The sequence below is a fragment of the Pseudomonas sp. GW821-FHT03A09 genome, assembly GCF_059421065.1.
Genome location: NZ_JBWKUX010000022.1, coordinates 33,871 through 51,446 on the forward strand (window position 1 = coordinate 33,871; position 17,576 = coordinate 51,446).

19 protein-coding genes are annotated in these 17,576 nt (G+C 59.9%); 7 read left to right on the top strand and 12 right to left on the bottom strand.

Translation table 11 applies throughout. The annotated features are described in order from the left end of the window. Window positions 1-47: 47 nt before the first annotated feature. The 3 genes from AC07V4_RS26265 to AC07V4_RS26275 all read right to left on the bottom strand — a co-directional run bounded on the left by AC07V4_RS26265 (window position 48) and on the right by AC07V4_RS26275 (window position 2,459). Window positions 48-962 (bottom strand): LysR substrate-binding domain-containing protein, encoded by a 915-nt coding sequence (locus AC07V4_RS26265; RefSeq protein WP_492638700.1) that lies wholly within the window; start codon window positions 960-962, stop codon window positions 48-50. A 39-nt stretch (window positions 963-1,001) separates the two neighbouring features. After that, on the bottom strand, window positions 1,002-1,877 hold the full coding sequence (locus AC07V4_RS26270) for an alpha/beta fold hydrolase (RefSeq protein WP_492638684.1): 876 nt from the start codon (window positions 1,875-1,877) through the stop codon (window positions 1,002-1,004). A gap of 120 nt (window positions 1,878-1,997) precedes the next feature. Continuing rightward, window positions 1,998-2,459: a VOC family protein gene (locus tag AC07V4_RS26275; protein ID WP_492638685.1), complete on the bottom strand. Its 462-nt coding sequence runs from the start codon at window positions 2,457-2,459 to the stop codon at window positions 1,998-2,000. Window positions 2,460-2,685: 226 nt separating this feature from the next. Here AC07V4_RS26275 and AC07V4_RS26280 point away from each other — a divergent pair, with 226 nt between their 5' ends. The 3 genes from AC07V4_RS26280 to AC07V4_RS26290 are packed head-to-tail and all read left to right on the top strand — an operon-like array spanning window position 2,686 to window position 5,378. Continuing rightward, the gene (locus AC07V4_RS26280; RefSeq protein WP_492638686.1) at window positions 2,686-3,909 is read left to right on the top strand and encodes an SfnB family sulfur acquisition oxidoreductase; all 1,224 of its coding nucleotides are present in this window, start codon (window positions 2,686-2,688) and stop codon (window positions 3,907-3,909) included. A 3-nt stretch (window positions 3,910-3,912) separates the two neighbouring features. Next, complete coding sequence (locus tag AC07V4_RS26285) at window positions 3,913-4,578, top strand: methionine ABC transporter permease (RefSeq protein ID WP_016980232.1); 666 nt, start codon at window positions 3,913-3,915, stop codon at window positions 4,576-4,578. A 29-nt stretch (window positions 4,579-4,607) separates the two neighbouring features. Further along, window positions 4,608-5,378, top strand: coding sequence for a MetQ/NlpA family ABC transporter substrate-binding protein (locus AC07V4_RS26290; RefSeq protein WP_492638687.1), 771 nt, complete (start codon window positions 4,608-4,610; stop codon window positions 5,376-5,378). A gap of 123 nt (window positions 5,379-5,501) precedes the next feature. On the opposite strand, the gene soxR is transcribed toward AC07V4_RS26290, so the two are convergent. Then, complete coding sequence (gene soxR, locus AC07V4_RS26295; RefSeq protein ID WP_492638688.1) at window positions 5,502-5,951, bottom strand: redox-sensitive transcriptional activator SoxR; 450 nt, start codon at window positions 5,949-5,951, stop codon at window positions 5,502-5,504. 100 nt (window positions 5,952-6,051) lie between these two features. Between soxR and AC07V4_RS26300 the strand changes: the two genes are divergently transcribed. Next, window positions 6,052-6,417, top strand: coding sequence for an antibiotic biosynthesis monooxygenase (locus AC07V4_RS26300; RefSeq protein WP_492638689.1), 366 nt, complete (start codon window positions 6,052-6,054; stop codon window positions 6,415-6,417). Here the strand turns inward: AC07V4_RS26300 and AC07V4_RS26305 are convergent. The 4 genes from AC07V4_RS26305 to msuE all read right to left on the bottom strand — a co-directional run bounded on the left by AC07V4_RS26305 (window position 6,406) and on the right by msuE (window position 10,510). Further along, window positions 6,406-7,509, bottom strand: a complete 1,104-nt coding sequence (locus AC07V4_RS26305) for a sigma-54 interaction domain-containing protein (protein WP_492638690.1) — start codon at window positions 7,507-7,509, stop codon at window positions 6,406-6,408. The genes AC07V4_RS26300 and AC07V4_RS26305 overlap by 12 nt on opposite strands. Window positions 7,510-7,520: 11 nt before the next feature. Continuing rightward, window positions 7,521-8,708 carry an acyl-CoA dehydrogenase family protein gene (locus tag AC07V4_RS26310; protein WP_492638691.1) on the bottom strand — a complete coding sequence of 396 codons (1,188 nt, stop codon included), beginning with the start codon at window positions 8,706-8,708 and terminating at the stop codon, window positions 7,521-7,523. A 77-nt stretch (window positions 8,709-8,785) separates the two neighbouring features. Then, a complete protein-coding gene (gene ssuD, locus AC07V4_RS26315; protein ID WP_492638692.1) occupies window positions 8,786-9,937 on the bottom strand; it encodes an FMNH2-dependent alkanesulfonate monooxygenase in 1,152 nt (383 codons plus the stop codon). Window positions 9,938-9,946: 9 nt separating this feature from the next. Then, a complete protein-coding gene (gene msuE, locus AC07V4_RS26320; RefSeq protein WP_492638693.1) occupies window positions 9,947-10,510 on the bottom strand; it encodes an FMN reductase in 564 nt (187 codons plus the stop codon). Between the two features lie 393 nt (window positions 10,511-10,903). On the opposite strand from msuE, the gene AC07V4_RS26325 reads away from it, so the two are divergent. The 3 genes from AC07V4_RS26325 to AC07V4_RS26335 all read left to right on the top strand — a co-directional run bounded on the left by AC07V4_RS26325 (window position 10,904) and on the right by AC07V4_RS26335 (window position 14,413). Beyond that, window positions 10,904-11,173, top strand: a complete 270-nt coding sequence (locus AC07V4_RS26325) for a hypothetical protein (RefSeq protein WP_492638694.1) — start codon at window positions 10,904-10,906, stop codon at window positions 11,171-11,173. Window positions 11,174-11,406: 233 nt separating this feature from the next. After that, window positions 11,407-12,567, top strand: coding sequence for a cysteine desulfurase family protein (locus AC07V4_RS26330; protein ID WP_492638695.1), 1,161 nt, complete (start codon window positions 11,407-11,409; stop codon window positions 12,565-12,567). A 37-nt stretch (window positions 12,568-12,604) separates the two neighbouring features. Continuing rightward, window positions 12,605-14,413 (top strand): aminopeptidase P family protein, encoded by a 1,809-nt coding sequence (locus AC07V4_RS26335; RefSeq protein WP_492638696.1) that lies wholly within the window; start codon window positions 12,605-12,607, stop codon window positions 14,411-14,413. Here AC07V4_RS26335 and AC07V4_RS26340 read toward each other — a convergent pair. From AC07V4_RS26340 to rhtA, 4 genes are all read right to left on the bottom strand, one after another. Continuing rightward, entirely contained in the window at window positions 14,410-15,000 is a 591-nt protein-coding gene (locus AC07V4_RS26340) for a 2-hydroxychromene-2-carboxylate isomerase (protein WP_492638697.1), read from the bottom strand. The two genes, AC07V4_RS26335 and AC07V4_RS26340, sit on opposite strands and share 4 nt — an antisense overlap. A gap of 35 nt (window positions 15,001-15,035) precedes the next feature. Then, a complete protein-coding gene (locus tag AC07V4_RS26345) occupies window positions 15,036-15,767 on the bottom strand; it encodes an SDR family oxidoreductase (RefSeq protein ID WP_492638698.1) in 732 nt (243 codons plus the stop codon). A 111-nt stretch (window positions 15,768-15,878) separates the two neighbouring features. Beyond that, a complete protein-coding gene (locus AC07V4_RS26350) occupies window positions 15,879-16,160 on the bottom strand; it encodes a hypothetical protein (protein ID WP_431750217.1) in 282 nt (93 codons plus the stop codon). A 165-nt stretch (window positions 16,161-16,325) separates the two neighbouring features. Then, a complete protein-coding gene (gene rhtA / locus AC07V4_RS26355; protein WP_492638699.1) occupies window positions 16,326-17,213 on the bottom strand; it encodes a threonine/homoserine exporter RhtA in 888 nt (295 codons plus the stop codon). Between the last annotated feature and the right edge of the window lie 363 nt (window positions 17,214-17,576).

Genomic DNA, 17,576 nt, shown 5'->3' on the forward strand with positions numbered 1-17,576 from the left:
GCAAGCCCCCTCCCACAGTCGATAGGGTTTACAGGCCCGGATTGGGGTCAAATAGAAAGTCCTTTGAAGTGCTCCTGCAAAAACTCCACGCATGCCCTCAACTTCCCGGAGTACGCCAACCGTGTCGGATACACCGCCCACACATTGGCACTCTGGGTGTAGCCGTGCAGCACTTGCACCAGTCGGCCTTGCTCCAGCAACGGTTTCACGTCCCACATCGAGCGCAGTAGCACCCCGCGCCCATCCAACGCCCATTGCAACGCGATTTCGCCATTGTTGGAGGACAACGGCCCGCGTACGCGCACGCTTTCCGGGGCACCGTTGTGCTCCAGGTTCCAGATGCCGAATGCGTTGTCACGCTCCTTGATCACCAGGCAGTCATGTTGTTCCAGCTCGCTCAACTGCTGCGGCGTGCCTTGGCGTTGCAAGTACGCCGGTGCAGCGCAGAGTATGCGGCGGTTGCTCACCAACTGCCGGCCGATGTGCTGGCCGGGAATGTCATCGCCTACACGAATCTCCAGGTCAAAGCCTTCGCTGACGATGTCCACCACGCGGTCGAACAGGTCCAGGCGGATCTCCAGGCCCGGGTACTGCTCGGCCAGCAACGACAGGGCGGGGGCCACATGGTTGCGGCCAAAACCGAAGCTGCTGCACAAATGCAGGTGGCCACGGGGGCTGTCGTGGGCCTCGGAAAGCTCATCGGACAGTTGCTGGAAGTCTTCGAGGATGCGCACAGCCCAGCGTTGCACCCGTTCGCCATCTTCGGTCAAGGCGATGCGGCGGCTGGTGCGATGCAGCAGCCGGGTGGCGAGGGTGGTTTCGAGGATCTGGATGCGCTTGCTGACATACGCCGGCGATAGCCCCAGCTCATCGGCGGCGGCCGCGAAGCCGGCCTTGCGGATCACGGTCAGGAACACCCGCAGGTCTTCGGGTAGGGGCACGGTATCTTTCTTATGGGTCATCAGAAACAGACGTGGCGGCATGAGCCGCCAGAATAGCACTCAGCACAAAAAGGGCAGGACTTCGACCAGCAACAGTTCGGGGGCCTCTTCGGCGATGTAATGGCCGGCCGGCAAGGCCTTGCCACGCACATCGGTGGCGACTTTCTGCCATTCCTTGAGCGGCTCGAAACAGCGTCCAACAGTGCCTTCTGCCCCCCACAACACCAGCAGCGGCAGGGTCAGAGGGTTGCCGGCATCGATGTCGGCCTGGTCATGCTCAAGGTCGATACCCGCGGCGGCACGGTAGTCTTCGCAAATACCCGTGGCGCTGCCGGGCAGTTGCAGGCAGCGCAGGTATTCAGCGAAGGCTGCATCGGTGAATGGCTTGAGCCCGGCGCTGCGGCTGCCCATCACGCTGCGCAGGTACAGCTCGGGATTACTCTCGATCAGGGTTTCGGGCAGCGGCGCCGGACGGATCAGGAAGAACCAGTGCCAGTAGGCGCGGGCGAAAACTTCATTGGTTTGTGCGTACATCGACAAGGTCGGTGCGATATCCAGCAGCACCATGCGCTGCACCGCCTGGGGATGGTCCAGCGCCAGGCGATGAGCGACACGGGCGCCACGGTCATGGGCCAGCACCGAGAAGGTGTCGAAGCCCAACGCCTGCATCAGCTCGACGCCGTCGCGGGCCATCTCGCGTTTCGAATAGTGTGTGTGCCGGTCATTGGCTGGTGGCTTGCTGCTGTCGCCGTAACCACGCAGGTCTGCCGCCACGACGGTGAAGTGCTCGGCCAATTGTTCGGCGACTTTGTGCCAGATGACGTGGGTTTGCGGGTGCCCGTGCAGCAGGAGCAGGCCGGGACCGCTACCGCCTTTGCGGTAACTGATGCTGACGCCGTTGACGTGGCACTGGTCTTTTTGGAAGCCGGCGAACATGGAATGACTCCTTGTGATGATTGCCTGCATCCTGGAATCACCCCGTGTTCGGGGCAAGAGGGAAAGCGTGGAAGGGGTGTTCATGAAGTGTGTAGGAGCCGGCGAGCCGGCTCCTGTTGATTAGCCTTGCTTGAACATCTCGTCAGCGCGCTGGCGGATCTGTTCTGGGGTCAGGTCCTCTTTGCGCGTGGCCAGAAACCACATATGGCCATACGGGTCTTTCAAGGTGCAGGAACGGTCGCCGTAGAACTGATCCTTGGGCTCCGAGATCACTGTGGCGCCGGCTGCGACGGCCTGCTTGAATTGTTTGTCGACATCCGGGACATACAGATGCAGGCAGACACTGGTGGGCTCTTTCCCGGGGCTGCCGAATTCCATCTGGCCGCAGGGTGACGCCATCATCAACGCCGAATCACCGATGCGCAGTTCGGCATGGCCGATTCTACCGTCGGGCATTGGCATGCGCATGACTTCGATGGCGTCGAATGCCTTCTTGTAAAAGTCGATGGCTTCCGATGCTTTTTCAATACCCAGATAAGGCGTGATGCTGTGATAACCCTCAGGAATAGGTTTAACGCTCATTTCGTTCTCCTTTGGTTGTGGTTATGGAGGTACGGCCTTTTCACTATAGGCCACGTCAGTCGCGGCCTGCGGGCAACCGACGAGGTGTTGCCCAGGCAACAGTGAACGGGCAATTTGCTGCGCCAAGAGCGAGGTTGGCTCAGGTTTTTATCGCCAAATCGCCTGATTCAGGGCTCGGCACAGAAGCTGCAATGCCCCAGGCAAACCATTCGCCCGAGAGCGTTGTATGCCTGTACTGCCTGTGTCTGCCGATTACCCGATCCACACGCCCCACGCTGACCTGATCCGTGATGAAGCCGAGGCGATTGCCGTGGCGCACCGTGTCGCCGCTGTATTGCTGGAGCAGGACGCCGAACGTGACCGCATCCGTCAGGTGCCCGCCGAGGTGGTTGACCTGTATTCCAACAGCGGCTTGTGGGGTATCAGCGTGCCGCGTGAGTTCGGTGGGGCGCAGGTGTCCTACGCGGTGCTCGCCCAGGTGATCGCGATTATCTCGGCGGCCGATCCTTCACTGGGGCAAATCCCACAGAACCACTACTGCCTGCTGGAGGACATTCGCCTGCAAGGCACGCCGGAACAACAAGCGCATTTCTTTGGCCTGGCCTTGCAAGGCCATCGTTTTGCCAATGCGCTGTCGGAAACCGGCGGCAAGCACGTGCAGGACATCCAGGCTACGATCCGCCGTGAAGGCGATGGCTATGTGATCAACGGCCGCAAGGGGTATTGCACCGGTTCGTTGTACGCCCACTGGCTGGCGGTGCTGGCGCTGGATGAACAGCAGAATGCGCAGTTGGCCTTCGTGAAACGAGGCACCGAAGGTCTGGTGGTCGTCGACGATTGGGACAGCATGGGCCAGCGCACCACCTCCAGCGGTACTGTGCTGGCGCAGGGTTTGCGGGTGCCAGCGTTCAATCTGTTTCCTACGCATAAATCCTACGATTCACCGACTCTGGCCGGTCCTTTCGCACAACTGACCACCGCCGCGATCGACGCCGGCATTGCCCGCGCTGCGCTGCGTGACACCGTGCAGTTCGTGCAGCAGTTCGCTCGGCCGTGGATCGACGCCGGCGTGGAAAGAGCCAGTGAGGACCCGTTGACCATCATTCAGGTCGGCGCCCTGGATATCCGCCTGGAAGCCGCCGAAGCCCTGCTGGAACGTGCAGGTTTCGCCCTCGATGCTGCACGCCCGGCGCCGAATGAAGACAACGTCGCCCATGCCTCCCTGGCCGTGGCCCGGGCCAAGGTGCTCACTACTGAAATTGCCATCGAGGCCAGCAACAAGCTGTTTGAACTGGGCGGCACCCGTTCGACGTTGAAGAAGCACAACTTTGACCGGCACTGGCGTAACGCGCGGGTACACACCTTGCACGACCCGGTGCGCTGGAAATACCACGTGGTGGGCAACTGGCTGCTCAATGGCGCCAAGCCGCCGCGCCACGACTGGTCGTGATCCATGGCCGAACTGTTCAAGAACATCTACTGGGCCGACATCGGCCAGGCCTGCCTCGAAACCCTGAGCATGCTGGCTGCTGCCCTCGGTTTCACCGTGCTGTTGGGGTTGCCGCTGGGCGTGCTGCTGTTTCTCACTGGCAAGCGTCAGTTGCACGAAGCGCTGGTGGTTTATCGACTGCTGTCGGTGGTGGTCAACGTGCTGCGTTCGCTGCCGTTCATCATTCTGCTGATTGTGTTGATACCGCTGACCACCTTGCTGGTGGGCACGTCCCTTGGCGTACCGGGCACCATCCCGCCGCTGGTGGTGGGGTGCACGCCGTTCTTTGCGCGGCTGGTGGAAACCGCGTTGCGCGAAGTCGATCGCGGCGTGGTGGAGGCGACCCAGTCCATGGGCGCCAGTACCTGGCAGGTGATTCGCCACACGCTGCTGCCGGAAGCCCGGGGTGGCTTGCTGGCGGCGGTGACCGTCACCGCGATCGTGTTGGTGGACTACACCGCGATGGCTGGGGTGATTGGCGGGGGTGGCCTGGGTGACCTGGCGATTCGCTATGGCTACCAACGGTTCCAGACCGACGTGATGGTGGTCACCGTGGTGCTCTTGCTGGTGCTGGTACAGGCCCTGCAAATGACCGGTGATCGTTTGGTGGCGCGTTACAGCCGTCGTTAATTCCTATAGCTACTGTCTTCGGAGCATGTATGAAAAAATCCCTGGCCATTTTGGCTGCTGTCCTGTCGTTGAACGCGTTTGCCAACGAGAAACTGGTGGTGGGTGCCACGCCCGTGCCCCACGCGGAGATCCTTGAATTCGTCAAACCGGTGCTGGCCAAGGAGGGCGTGGACCTGCAGATCAAAGTTTTCACCGACTTCATCCAACCCAACCAGCAGCTGGCGCTGAAAAATATCGACGCCAACTATTACCAGTACCGTCCGTTCCTCGATGATTACAACAAGACCCGCCACACCGACCTGGTGCCGGTGGTGGGCGTGCATATAGAGCCGTTCGGGGCTTATTCGACGCGGATCAAGAACATCGCTGAATTGAAAGACGGCGCCACTGTGTCGATCCCCAACGACCCGGTCAACACCGGCCGTGCGCTGGTGTTGCTGGATGAAGCCGGGCTGATCAAGCTCAAGGACCCGAGCAACACCCTCAGCACCCCGCGTGATATTGCCGAGAACCCAAAACACCTGAAAATCCGCGAGCTGGAAGGTGCCTTGCTCGCCCGCTCAGTGAGCCAGGTGGACCTGGCGTTTGTGTTTGCCAACTACGCCTTGGAAGCGGGGATCGACACCAACAGTGCGTTGATCGTGGAGAAGGGCAAGCCCTTGTATGTCGAGTATCTGGTGGCGCGGCCCGACAACCTCAACGACCCACGCATCCAGAAACTGGCCAAGGCGTTGAATTCCGATGAGGTGCGCCAGTTCATCCTGACCCGCTACAAAGGCCAGATTGCCCCCGGTTTCTAAGCCCTGCACCAATCAAATGTGGGAGGGGGCTTGCTCCCGATGGCGGGATGTCAGTCACCTCTGCAGTGGCTGAAAGACTGCTATCGGGGGCAAGCCCCCTCCCACATTTACCGGTTGCCCAGCTCAGGACTGTGGGGTGGGTTCAAGCAATTGAGCCCCCGGCCCGCGCTCACCCAACTGGTCATCCTGATTACGCAAGGGGCAGGCCTCCAACGATAAACACCCGCAGCCAATACAACCATTGAGCTTGTCCCGCAGCAGCGTCAGCTTGTTGATGCGCTCATCCAGGTCTTCGCGCCATAGCGCCGACAAACGCTCCCAATCCTGCGCCGTGGGCGTACGCCCATCGGGCAAGGTTTGCAGCGCTTCCCCAATCGTTGCCAATGGAATACCCAGGCGCTGGGCGATCTTGATCACCACCACCCGCCGCAACACATCCCGTGGGTAACGCCGTTGGTTGCCGGCATTGCGGTTGCTTTTGATCAGCCCCTTGGTTTCGTAGAAGTGCAGGGCTGTGACGGCGACGCCACTGCGGGTCGCCAACTGGCCTACGGTAAGTTCTTTGTTCAGCATGAAAATCTCCGAAACAACGCTTGACCTTGACTTAACTAGAGGTTTTACCCTGCGGGGCATCGAATCGCAAGATTCTGCCTACAGATGAAGGGGTGTATTCATGCAGGTATCAGAGAAAAATCGCGGCTTCACTCAATTGATCGAATTCCAGGTCGAACCCCAGCAACAACTCGCCTTGGTGGCAGCCTTGTCCACCCAGAGTGAACGCTTGGCCCAGGGCCATGGCGGGTTTATCAATGCGAGTGTGCAAGTCAGTGACGACGGGCGACGGGTGCTCAATTACCTGCAATGGCGCTCGCGTGAGGAGGGCGAGGCGGCGTTCAAATGCTTTGAGCACGGCGAGGAGGATTTCTGGACGCTGATTCGCGCCCATCAGGCCACGGCGGTGACCTTCGGTTCGTTCCAAGTGCTGCGCAGCTTTGAGCGCAGCCATGACAACGCCTTGCACTGCCGCCTAAATGGATAGATGCAGCATCCGCTCGCCCTGCACATTCTCCCCAGGACGGCGTTTGTTTACCGCCAGTTCGCCGATCTTGATCAGGCGGGTGCGTGTGACGTTGCGGCTCAGGCCCAGCAGGTTGGCGGTATGTACTTGGTTGTAGTGGCTGAAACGGTAGGCGGCGCGCAGCAGGGTGTCTTCGACCTTTTCATGCAGGGCACCGGCCTGTTCCTCGAAGAGTTTTTGGAAGGCGCGTTCGAGCAAGGCTTCGGCACTGTTGTCGACGGCATGCTGGCTGTCGTCCTGGCGCTCGATGCGCATGTTCGACAAACGCAAATCGTCGCGCTCGATCACACCGTTGCGGCAGATCAGCAGGGTGTGGTGAATCACGTTTTCCAGCTCGCGAATATTGCCCGGCCAGCTGTAGTTCCTGAGCTTGTGCTCGGCTTCGCGGCTGATGGTGATCGGGCCGTAGCCCAGGCGCTGGCTATAGGCTTCGATGAAATGCCGGGTCAGCGGCAGGATATCGCCGGGGCGCTCGCGTAGCGGGCTGAGTTCCAGGCTGACCACATCCAGACGGTAGTAGAGGTCTTCGCGGAAATGTCCGGCATTGATGGCCTTTTCCAGTTGTACATTGGTGGCAGCAAGTACCCGCACGTCAATCGGAATGCTCTTGCGTGAGCCCAGGCGCACCACTTCGCGCTCCTGTAGGACACGCAGCAGCTTGACCTGGATCGCCATCGGCAAATCGCCGATTTCATCCAGGAACAACGTGCCGCCATCGGCTTCTTCGAACCAGCCGGCCTTGGCGCTAAGGGCGCCGGTAAACGCACCTTTTTCATGGCCGAACAGTTCGGCCTCCACCAGGGATTCGGAAAACGCCCCGCAGTTCACCGCCACGAAGGGTCGGTTGCGCCGTGCGCTGAGGTTATGGATATGCCGCGCCACCAGTTCTTTACCGGTGCCGGTCTCGCCGATGATCAGCACGCTGGCTTCGCTGGGCGCCACTTGTTGGATGTGGTCGAGCAGTGCCTGGGATTTGGGGTCTTCGAAGACCTGGGCCGTGGCGCGGATCGAGGTCGCGAGGGCGGGCGAGGGCGGTAGGGTCAAAAGCTGCATGGGCACCTCTCTCAGGAGTAGAACGTCGGAATCGGCAGGGATTGGTTCAATGCCCAATCCCCCAGTTCGTGGAGTTTGTAGTCCACCGGGTCGTGCAGGGTTTGGGTGCGCAGGTTGCGCCAATGGCGGTCCAGGCGCAGTGACGCGTGGGTAGAGCGGGCGCCGGTGACTTCAAACAGGCGGTTGCATAAGTCCAGGCCCTGATGTGTGGCGGCGACCTTGGCGGTGGCGATCGCAATAGCCAGTTGGCCGCGGTCGTGTTCGCTGAGGCTGGAGCCCTTGGCCCAGGCGTGATCGAGCAATTCGGCAGCGCGCTCCACCAGCAGGCGCACGCCCTCCAGCGCCACCCAGAACTCGCCGTAGTGATGCAGCACGTAAGGGTCCTGGCGTACATCGTCGGTCGTGGATTTGTGCCATGGGCGGGTTTCTGTGAGGGTGTAATTGCGCGCTTCTTCAAAGGCGCCTTCGGCAATGCCGAGGAACATGTGGGTGAAGGTTAGTTGGGCGATCAGCGGGCGCAGGCAGGCGAAAGGCGTGCTCAGCGGGCCGGGATCGAGCAGCAGTTCCGACTCCTCGACGCGCACCCGCTCGAAGCTGGCGCTGCCGCTGTCGGTCTGGCGCTGGCCGATATTGTTCCAGTCATTATGCAGCGTGATGCCGCTGCGCCCGCTGGGAATGGCGGCGATCAACAGCTTGCCTCCGGCGCTTTCATCCACGGCTGAGGCGATGAGCATTTCCGAGTCGCTGGCGCCGGAGCAGAAGCTTTTTTTGCCGGAAAACTCGCGCCAACCGCCGAAGTCCTTGACCACCGTACGCGTGTCCAAGGGGTTGAGAGCGTTGCCCCAGAACCAGTTTTTGCGTGCGGTCTGTTCGAACCAGGGTTGCCATTGGTCCGGGCGCGCAAACAGGCGCAGGGTAGCAAGCATCAAGTGATGGAAGCCGAAGACATGGGCGATGGAGCTGTCGACCTTGGCGAACTCGCGCACGATGCCCAGGGTCTCACTCCAGCGTGCGCCGAGGCCACCGTATTGCGTAGGAATGCTTAAGGCGAGCAAGCCGCTCTGGCGCAGGGCGTCACGCTCGGTCTTGGGTGTACCGCCGCGTTCGTCACGCTCGACGGCAGTGAGGGCGAATTCGGCGGCTAGCCGCTTGGCGGTCTGAAAGGGAGAGGGCAGGACGCTGTGGGGTTTGGCTGTCACGGGGTTTCCTCAATGTCTATTTGGCAATGGGGGCCAAATGTGGGAGCTGGCAAGCCCGCTCCCACATAACGCTGATCTCACTGCGCTCGGGCCTTTGTCGTTGGCAATACATCGTTGGCAATCATTTCGCCAAACGGCCCTGTGAGGTTGGTGACGCCGCGTCCAGCGAGGCTGGCATAAGGCTCCGGCAGCAACGGGAACACCAACTCGGCAAAGCGATAAGCCTCTTCTAGATGCGGATAGCCGGAGAAGATGAAGCTGTCGATGCCCAGGTCGGCGTATTCCTTGATGCGTTCGGCCACTTGCTGAGGGTTGCCTACCAAGGCCGTACCGGCACCGCCACGTACCAGACCGACGCCGGCCCACAGGTTGGGGGCGATTTCCAGGTTGTCGCGACGCCCGTCATGCAAGGCGGCCATGCGGCGCTGCCCTTCGGAGTCAAAGCGCGAGAAGGATTTTTGCGCGGCGGCGATGGTGTCGTCGCTGATGTGTTCGATCAGCTTGTCGGCGGCTTTCCAGGCGTCCTCTTCGGTTTCACGCACGATTACGTGCAGGCGAATACCGAACTTTACGGTGCGACCATGGCGGGCGGCACGCTCACGTACATCCGCGAGTTTTTCCGCGACGGCGCTGGGCGGCTCGCCCCAGGTCAGGTAGACGTCCACTTGTTCGGCAGCGAGGTCATGGGCGGCGTCGGAGGAACCACCGAAGTACAGCGGCGGGTAAGGCTTCTGTACCGGTGGGTAAAGGGCCTTGGCGTTCTGTACGCGTAGGTGCTTGCCTTCGAAATCTACTGATTCGCCCTGCAGTACGCGGCGCCAGATACGTAGGAACTCGTCAGTGACTTCATAGCGTTCGCTGTGATTGAGGAAGCTGCCGTCGCCACGGTTTTCGTCGGGGTCCCCACCAGTGACCACGTTGATCAGCAGGCGACCATTGGACAAGCGATCCAGGGTGGCCGCCATGCGTGCGGATACGGTGGGCGAGATGATGCCCGGACGGATCGCCACCAGGTAGCGCAGACGTTCGGTCAGCGGCACCAGTGCCGAGGCGATGACCCAAGAGTCTTCGCACGAACGCCCGGTAGGAATCAGCACGCCGTGGTAACCCAGGCTGTCAGCTGCCTGGGCGACTTGCTTCAAATAATTGAGCGTGACGGGTCGAGCGCCTTGAGTGGTGCCCAAGTAGTGGCCGTCGCCGTGTGTCGGTAAAAACCAGAAAACGTCCATGACCAATCCTTAGGCAATTTTCAGCAGAGAAGGGGCGTGCGCGGCGAACAAAGGCGCTGCGCGTTCTGCGGCAAGGCGTATGCGGCCTTTCAGAGGCTCGCTGGTTATCTGGTAGTCGGTGAAGTCGGACTCGGTGGCGTACACACCGATCGGCAGGGTCAGCGCCTGGAAGAAGCTGAACAGTGGGCGCAGTTGGTGATCGAGGACCAGCGCATGGCGTTCGCTGCCACCCGTGGCCGCGAGCAGTACCGGCGTGTTGATCAGGGCGTTGAGGCCGACCAGGTCGAACAGGTGCTTGAGCAGGCCTGGGTAGGAACCGCGATAAACCGGCGCGGCGACAATCAGCAGGTCGGCCTGTTCGATGGTCAACAGTTGGGATTCCACCTCGGCCGGCAATTCATCACGGGACAGCGCACCACCCAGCGGCCGGGCAATGTCACCCAATTCGATCAGGGTGGTTTGGATTGGCAACAGGGTCGCCAGTTCGGCCAGCACGGCTTGGGTCAGCACCAGGGTGCGGGACGGGCGCCAGGTTCCGCCGGACAGGGCAACGACATTCAGGGGACGGGTCATGAACAGTTCCTTCTTCAACAGGGGTTCGTAGCAGTGCAACGGCTTGAGCAAGAGCTGTACCAACGGCTGGAAGCCTTGATGGGTAAGGGCTGCGGCCACGCTGCTGAAAAATGAAGCTGTTGTGTGCCTGATGTTTTGTTGAATGGCTGTTGCCTGGGCAACAGTTGCGTGACGAACAGTGGGGTGTGCTGTGGAACCCTTTATAGAAGGTTACGGTTATTCCGTAAATGAACGTATTTCCATATTTATAGATCGTAAATGAATATGATCTATTTGTTATCTAAGGTGCCTGAATGGTTGATAGCGACTATCACGGGCGGTGATTTTTAACCACGAATGGGGGGGAGTAGCCTGTGTTCATTGACTTTAAACCTCCTTCGCAGGTCCTTCGCCATGAACCGTTTTCTCGCTGTTTGCTTATTAGTTGTCAGCTCTGTCCTCGCCGGTTGTGCGACCCATCCATCGCCTGAATTGCGCCCTTATACGGCCGAAGAGACCAAGGAATTAGCCCTGGAAGCGCTTAGCCGTCGCGGCCTGTCCTTTGACGAATATCAACAGCAGCGCGCCGCACTGACGGTCCAGCCACAGAAGCCCTTGGGCTTTGATCATCAGGGCGAAATGAACGCCGAGCGCAGCGTGACGCTGCAGGGTCGTCCCAGTTGAGCCTGTTACCAGCGGCAAAAAGCCCGAGGTTTCCCACAAGGAACTTCGGGCTTTTTGTTTGCCAAGACGTCACTTCAGCCTGTTAAGCTGGATTTCAGGAGCGTTCCTACGCACATTTGCCTACAGTGATCCTTCTTCAATGGCATTCGATCGGTTAAACCTGACGATCTCTGTTCCCATCGATGCCCCTGAGACGTTGCTCTCAGGAACACGCTCTGCGAGTCTTTAACGTCATGAATAAACGTCCGTTGTATTTCGACTACGCCGCCACCACGCCGGTGGATGAGCGGGTTATCCAAGTGATGGTCGAGTGTCTGGGCTTCAATGCCAACTTCGGCAACCCGGCGTCCAGCTCCCATGCGTTTGGCCAGGCGGCCCGGCAAACGGTTGAACAGGCGCGTCGCCAGGTGGCCGAATTGGTCGGTGCCAGCCCAGAACAGATCGTCTGGACCTCCGGCGCCACTGAATCCAACAACCTTGCGATCAAGGGCGTGACCCAGGCGCGCGGGGTGGCGGGTGGGCATATCATCACCAGCCAGATCGAACACAAGGCCACGCTGGACACCACGCGGCAGTTGCAGGAAGCCGGGGTGGCCGTGACCTACCTGGTGCCGGATGCCGAAGGCTTGATCAGCACCGACGCCGTGAGTGAGGCGTTGCGCGAGGACACCTTTCTGGTGTCGCTGATGCTGGTCAACAACGAACTGGGCACCTTGAACGACATCCCCGCCATCGGTGCGCGGGTGCGTGAACATGGCGCGTTGCTGCATGTGGATGCGGCGCAGGGGGCCGGCAAGGTCGCCATCGACCTGGCTGAGTGGCCGGTGGACCTGATGTCGTTTTCCGCGCACAAACTGTACGGCCCCAAGGGCATCGGTGCGCTGTACGTTGGCCCGCGTGCGCAGCAGAAGGTGCTGGCGCAGATTCACGGCGGTGGCCACGAGGGCGGCTTGCGCTCCGGCACGCTGGCGACTCACCAGATCGCGGGAATGGGGGCGGCTTTCGCACTGGCGGCGCAGTCCTTCACCGCAGAGAAGGCTACGATCGTTGCGTTGCGTCAGCGTCTGCTCGACCAACTGGAATCCCTGGCTGGCGTGCGCCTCAATGGCAGCCCGACGCAGCGCATTCCCCACACACTCAGCCTGACGTTCACTGAGGGTGAATTCAACGCTGGTGCACTCAGTGCCGGTATTGCCTTTTCGGCGACTTCGGCATGCAATTCGGCGAGCAATGCGCCATCCCATGTGCTTCTGGCCCTGGGGCATGACGCCCGCAGCGCCGGCCGTACCATTCGCTTGAGCCTGGGCCGGTTCACCACCGAGCAGGATATCGACACAGCCGTGCAATTGATCAAGGCAGCCCAGGCCAGTGCACCCGCGTTCTGGGCCGTTTGATTCACATAACAATTATGAGTGGTTAGCAGGAGACACAATGAGTACGCAGCCTTTGACCCATGGAACGGTTCCCCAGCGCCTGGCGCATACCCGTGAATTGATGAAGCGCGAGGGCATTCACGCCTTGCTGGTGCCATCGGCGGACCCACACTTGTCCGAATACTTGCCGGGTTACTGGCAAGGGCGCCAATGGTTGTCGGGCTTCCATGGTTCGGTGGGGACCTTGATTGTCACGGCTGACTTTGCCGGTGTGTGGGCCGACAGCCGTTACTGGGAACAGGCGACCAAGGAACTCAAGGGCAGCGGCATCGAACTGGTGAAGTTGCAGCCAGGCCAACCCGGCCCGTTGGAATGGCTAGCCGAGCAAACTCCGGAAGGTGGCGTAGTGGCGGTGGATGGCGCGGTCATGGCCGTGGCCTCGGCACGCACCTTGAGTGCAAAGCTGGCAGAACGCGCTGCGCGCTTGCGCACGGATATTGACCTTCTGGATGAGATTTGGATAGACCGTCCAACGCTGCCGAACCAGCCGATCTACCCACATCTGCCACCGCAAGCCACTGTCAGCCGTGGCGAAAAACTCGCCACCCTGCGTGCCAGTTTGAAAGAGAAGGGCGCCGATTGGCATTTCATCGCCACCCTGGATGACATCGCCTGGTTGTTCAACCTGCGCGGTGGCGATGTGTCGTTCAACCCGGTATTCGTATCCTTTGCCTTGATCAACCAGGAGCAGGCCACCTTGTTCGTGGCGCTGGACAAAGTGGATGGCGAACTGCGGGCTGCACTGGCGCAGGACGGTGTCACGTTGCGTGACTACAACGAAGTGGCGCAAGCGCTGCGTGCCGTGCCGTCGGGGACAAGCCTGCAAGTTGATCCGGCGCGCGTGACTGCCGGTTTGCTGGAAAACCTCGATGCTGGCGTCAAGCTGGTGGAAGGGCTGAACCCGACCACCCTGGCCAAGTCCCGTAAGAGCCTGGCCGATGCGGAACACATCCGCCGAGCCATGGAGCAGGACGGCGCCGCGTTGTGCGAATTCTTTACCTGGTTGGACAGTGCGCTAGGTCGCGAGCGGATTACCGAACTGACCATTGATGAACACCTGACGGCTGCGCGCACTCGTCGCCCTGATTATGTGTCGCTGAGTTTCAATACCATTGCCGCGTTCAATGCCAACGGTGCCATGCCCCATTACCACGCGACTGAAGAAGAGCATGCGGTCATTGAAGGTGATGGCCTGTTGCTGATCGATTCGGGCGGCCAGTACCTGGGCGGTACTACGGATATCACGCGGATGGTACCGATCGGTACGCCGAGCGCCGAGCAGAAGCGTGATTGCACGCGCGTGCTCAAGGGCGTGATCGCCCTGTCCAGGGCGCACTTCCCCAAGGGCATTCTGTCGCCACTGCTGGACTCGATCGCGCGTGCGCCGATCTGGGCCGAGGGTGTGGATTACGGCCATGGTACCGGTCACGGCGTAGGCTATTTCCTGAATGTGCACGAAGGTCCGCAGGTGATTGCCTATCAAGCTGCCACCGCGCCGCAGACCGCCATGCAGCCGGGCATGATTACTTCGATCGAGCCGGGTACCTATCGTCCAGGTCGTTGGGGGGTACGCATCGAGAACCTGGTATTGAACCGTGAAGCGGGCAAGACCGAGTTTGGTGAGTTCCTCAAGTTTGAAACCCTGACCTTGTGCCCGATCGACACCCGTTGCCTGGAACCGTCGTTGCTGACGGCAGACGAGCGCGAGTGGTTCAACGCTTACCACGTTGAGGTGCGTAAGCGTTTGAGCCCGTTGCTCAGTGGTGCCGCCCTGGAGTGGTTGCAGGTGCGTACAGCGGCTATTTAGCTGAGCGCTTCACGCACGAATTCCAGACGGTCCTGACCGAACAAAAGCTGGTTGCCTACAAACATGCTGGGTGCACCGAACACGCCGCGCTGAATGGCTTGTTCGGTTTTATCCTTGAGGGCGGTTTTTACGGCGTCCTCGTTGGCTAGGGCCAGCACCTTCTGCGCATCAAAGTCATGCTCGGTGAGTACGCTGGCCACGACGTCGGGATCACCCAGATGCCGGCCTTCTACCCAGAGGGCACGGAACAGGCAGTCGATTAAGGCTTGGAAACGTTCAGGCTGGTGCATTTGCATGCCGGTAATTGCGCGCATCAATACCAAGGTGTTGATGGGGAAGTGTGGGTTGAACCTGAGTGGCACGTTGTAGCGCTTGGCGTATCGCGCCAGGTCTTCAAACATGTAACGACCTTTGGCTGGGACGGTGATCGGCGATGCGTTGCCGGTGGCTTTGAACACGCCGCCCAGCAGCATGGGTTGATACACCAGTTGCGTCGCGGTTTCGGCGCACAACGCAGGTAGCTGGGTGTAGGCCAGGTAAGTGGCCGGGCTGCCGAGGTCGAAGAAAAACTCCAGGGTTTTACTCATGGTCGATGCTCGCTGTTTATTGTTGTGAGGCGTGCTTACCAGGGTTCGTTCCAGGGGCGCAGGTCCAGCTCGAAGGTCCAGGCGTCACGGGGTTGGCTGTGCAAGTACCAATAGTTGTCGGCGATGTGGTCAGGATTGAGGATGCCGTCCTGATCTTTAAGCGCGTACTTCTGTGGGAAATTGTCACGGATGAAGTCAGTGTCGATGGCTCCGTCCACCACCACATGGGCGACATGGATGTTTCGGGGGCCCAACTCTCGCGCCATGCTTTGCGCGAGCGCCCGGATGCCGTGCTTGGCGCCGGCGAATGCGGCAAACCCGGCGCCTCCGCGCAAACCTGCGGTGGCACCGGTGAACAGGATCGTGCCGCGGTTGCGAGTCACCATGCGTTTGGCCACTTCACGAGCATTCAGGAAACCGGAGAAGCAGGCCATCTCCCAGATCTTGAAGTACTTACGGGCGGTTTCTTCCAGAATGCTGCACGGCACGTTGGCGCCGATGTTGAAGACGAACGCTTCGATGGGGCCCTGCTCTGTTTCGATCTGTTCGATCAGGGCAATGACCTCTTCTTCTTTGCGCGCATCGCAGGCAAAACCATGGGCCTCCCCGCCTGTGGAGCGGATGTTGTCTACCAGGGGCTGCAGTTTGTCGGCGCTGCGGCGGGTGACGCAGGCCACATAGCCTTCGCGGGCGAAACGCTTGGCAATGGCGCCGCCGGTAGCGTCGCCGGCACCGACTACCAATACGATTTTCTTGTTGGGCGTCATGAGAACTCCGTTGGCTCAAGGGGCGAACAGGAGTTTAGACGCAGTGTTGCGAAGGGGCAGGGTCGTGCCAGGAATTTAATAAGAGCAGTCGGCGTGGGACTGCTCGGGGCGTTACTTGCAGATCACGATCATGCTGCGGCTGGTATAGCCGGCCGGATTGAGTCCAAAGGGGTAGTCCCCTGGCTCCTCGGAGTTGTCACCGGATTTTGCGATAACCCGATAGCCCTTGGCGCCGCATGAATTGGACGCACTGGTGTAGCACTGGTCCCAGGAAGAGGACAGGCCGGAACAGTTGATATGCAGCCCTTTTTTGCCCCGTTTCACTTCTGTCTTGGTGGTCGCAGCACAGCCAGCTATGCCAATGACCATTAACAGTATCAAAATTCGTTTCATTCCTATCCTTATAGCCGCGTCGCAAAAGGCGAGGTGCAGGCTTTACTCGCTCTCGAATGTAGCGTTAAGGCTGTCCTTGTCGAAGTTCTCCATAAGTGACATTTGTGTGCCGGCTAAACATGGCCTAAATGAAGGCCAAATACCAGAGCTACCTTTTGACGAGGATCAATCGGCCGGCACCAGGGGTTTGGATTCGTTGCGCATCGTCAGGGTGGCGCCTACGGAAGCCAGGATGATGCAGGTGATGGCCAGCCATTGCGCCAGTGACAAGTGCTCATGCAGGAAGAGCAGGCCGGAAAGTGCGCCAAACGCGGGTTCGATGCTCATCAACGTGCCGAAGGTGCGCGCCGGAAGGCGGGTGAGGGCAACCATTTCCAGGGTATAGGGCAGGGCGGTGGATAAAATGGCGACACCAATGGCGACGGGAATCAGCGCCGGCGTCAGCAGCGCAGTGCCGGCATGGACGATGCCGATCGGCGCAACAAACAGGGCGGCAATCATTACACCGAGGGCGGCGGTTTGGACGCCATTGTCGTTACCGGCCTTCTGACCAAACAGGATGTACAGTGCCCAGCAGACACCGGCACCCAGCGCATAGGCGGCACCGGTCAGGTCGATGCCGTTGCCGGCCTCGCCGGTCGGGATCAATAAGAGAAGGCCGGTGACCGCGAGGCCAATCCATAAAAAGTCCACCGCTCGGCGAGAGGCATAGATAGCTACAGCGAGCGGTCCGGTGAACTCGAGGGCTACCGCAACGCCCAGGGGAACGGTGCGCAAGGACATATAGAAGAGGAAGTTCATTCCACCCAGCGCCATCCCGTAGATGATGACGGTGCGCAGAGACTTGGCCGTCAGTTTGGCGCGCCATGGGCGTAATAGAAGCAACATGATCACGCTGGCGAAAATCAGGCGCAGGGTGGTGGTGCCTTGCGCGCCGACGATGGGGAACATGCTTTTTGCCAACGAGGCACCGGACTGAATAGATGCCATGGCGATCAGCAGCAAGCCGACAGGAAACAATGCCGAGGCCAGGCTGCGGGGGGAAGTGGTCATTGAGTTGTTTGTCCGAGGTCTTAGTTCTTAGTAGAGAAGCGGAAGGCACTATCATGCTTAACTGTTTGCAGTTGGGCAATATATTGCTCAATTTTCCACGGTTAGCTCTATATATAGAAAAAAGTAGGGTGTTTTAGGCAAATTGATAGAAAATCCAAATTAGGTGTTGACGGCGAATTATATCTGTCTATAATTCGCCCCACTTCCGGCACAGTAGAAACGTAAAACTCCTTGGTAAACAATGAGTTATGATGTTTTCGGCAGTGAGTTGCTTCAGTTCATCGAGGCGGCCAGGAAGTTGAAAAAGAGGTGTTGACAGCAGCGTGTAACGCTGTAGAATTCGCCTCCCGCTGACGAGAGATC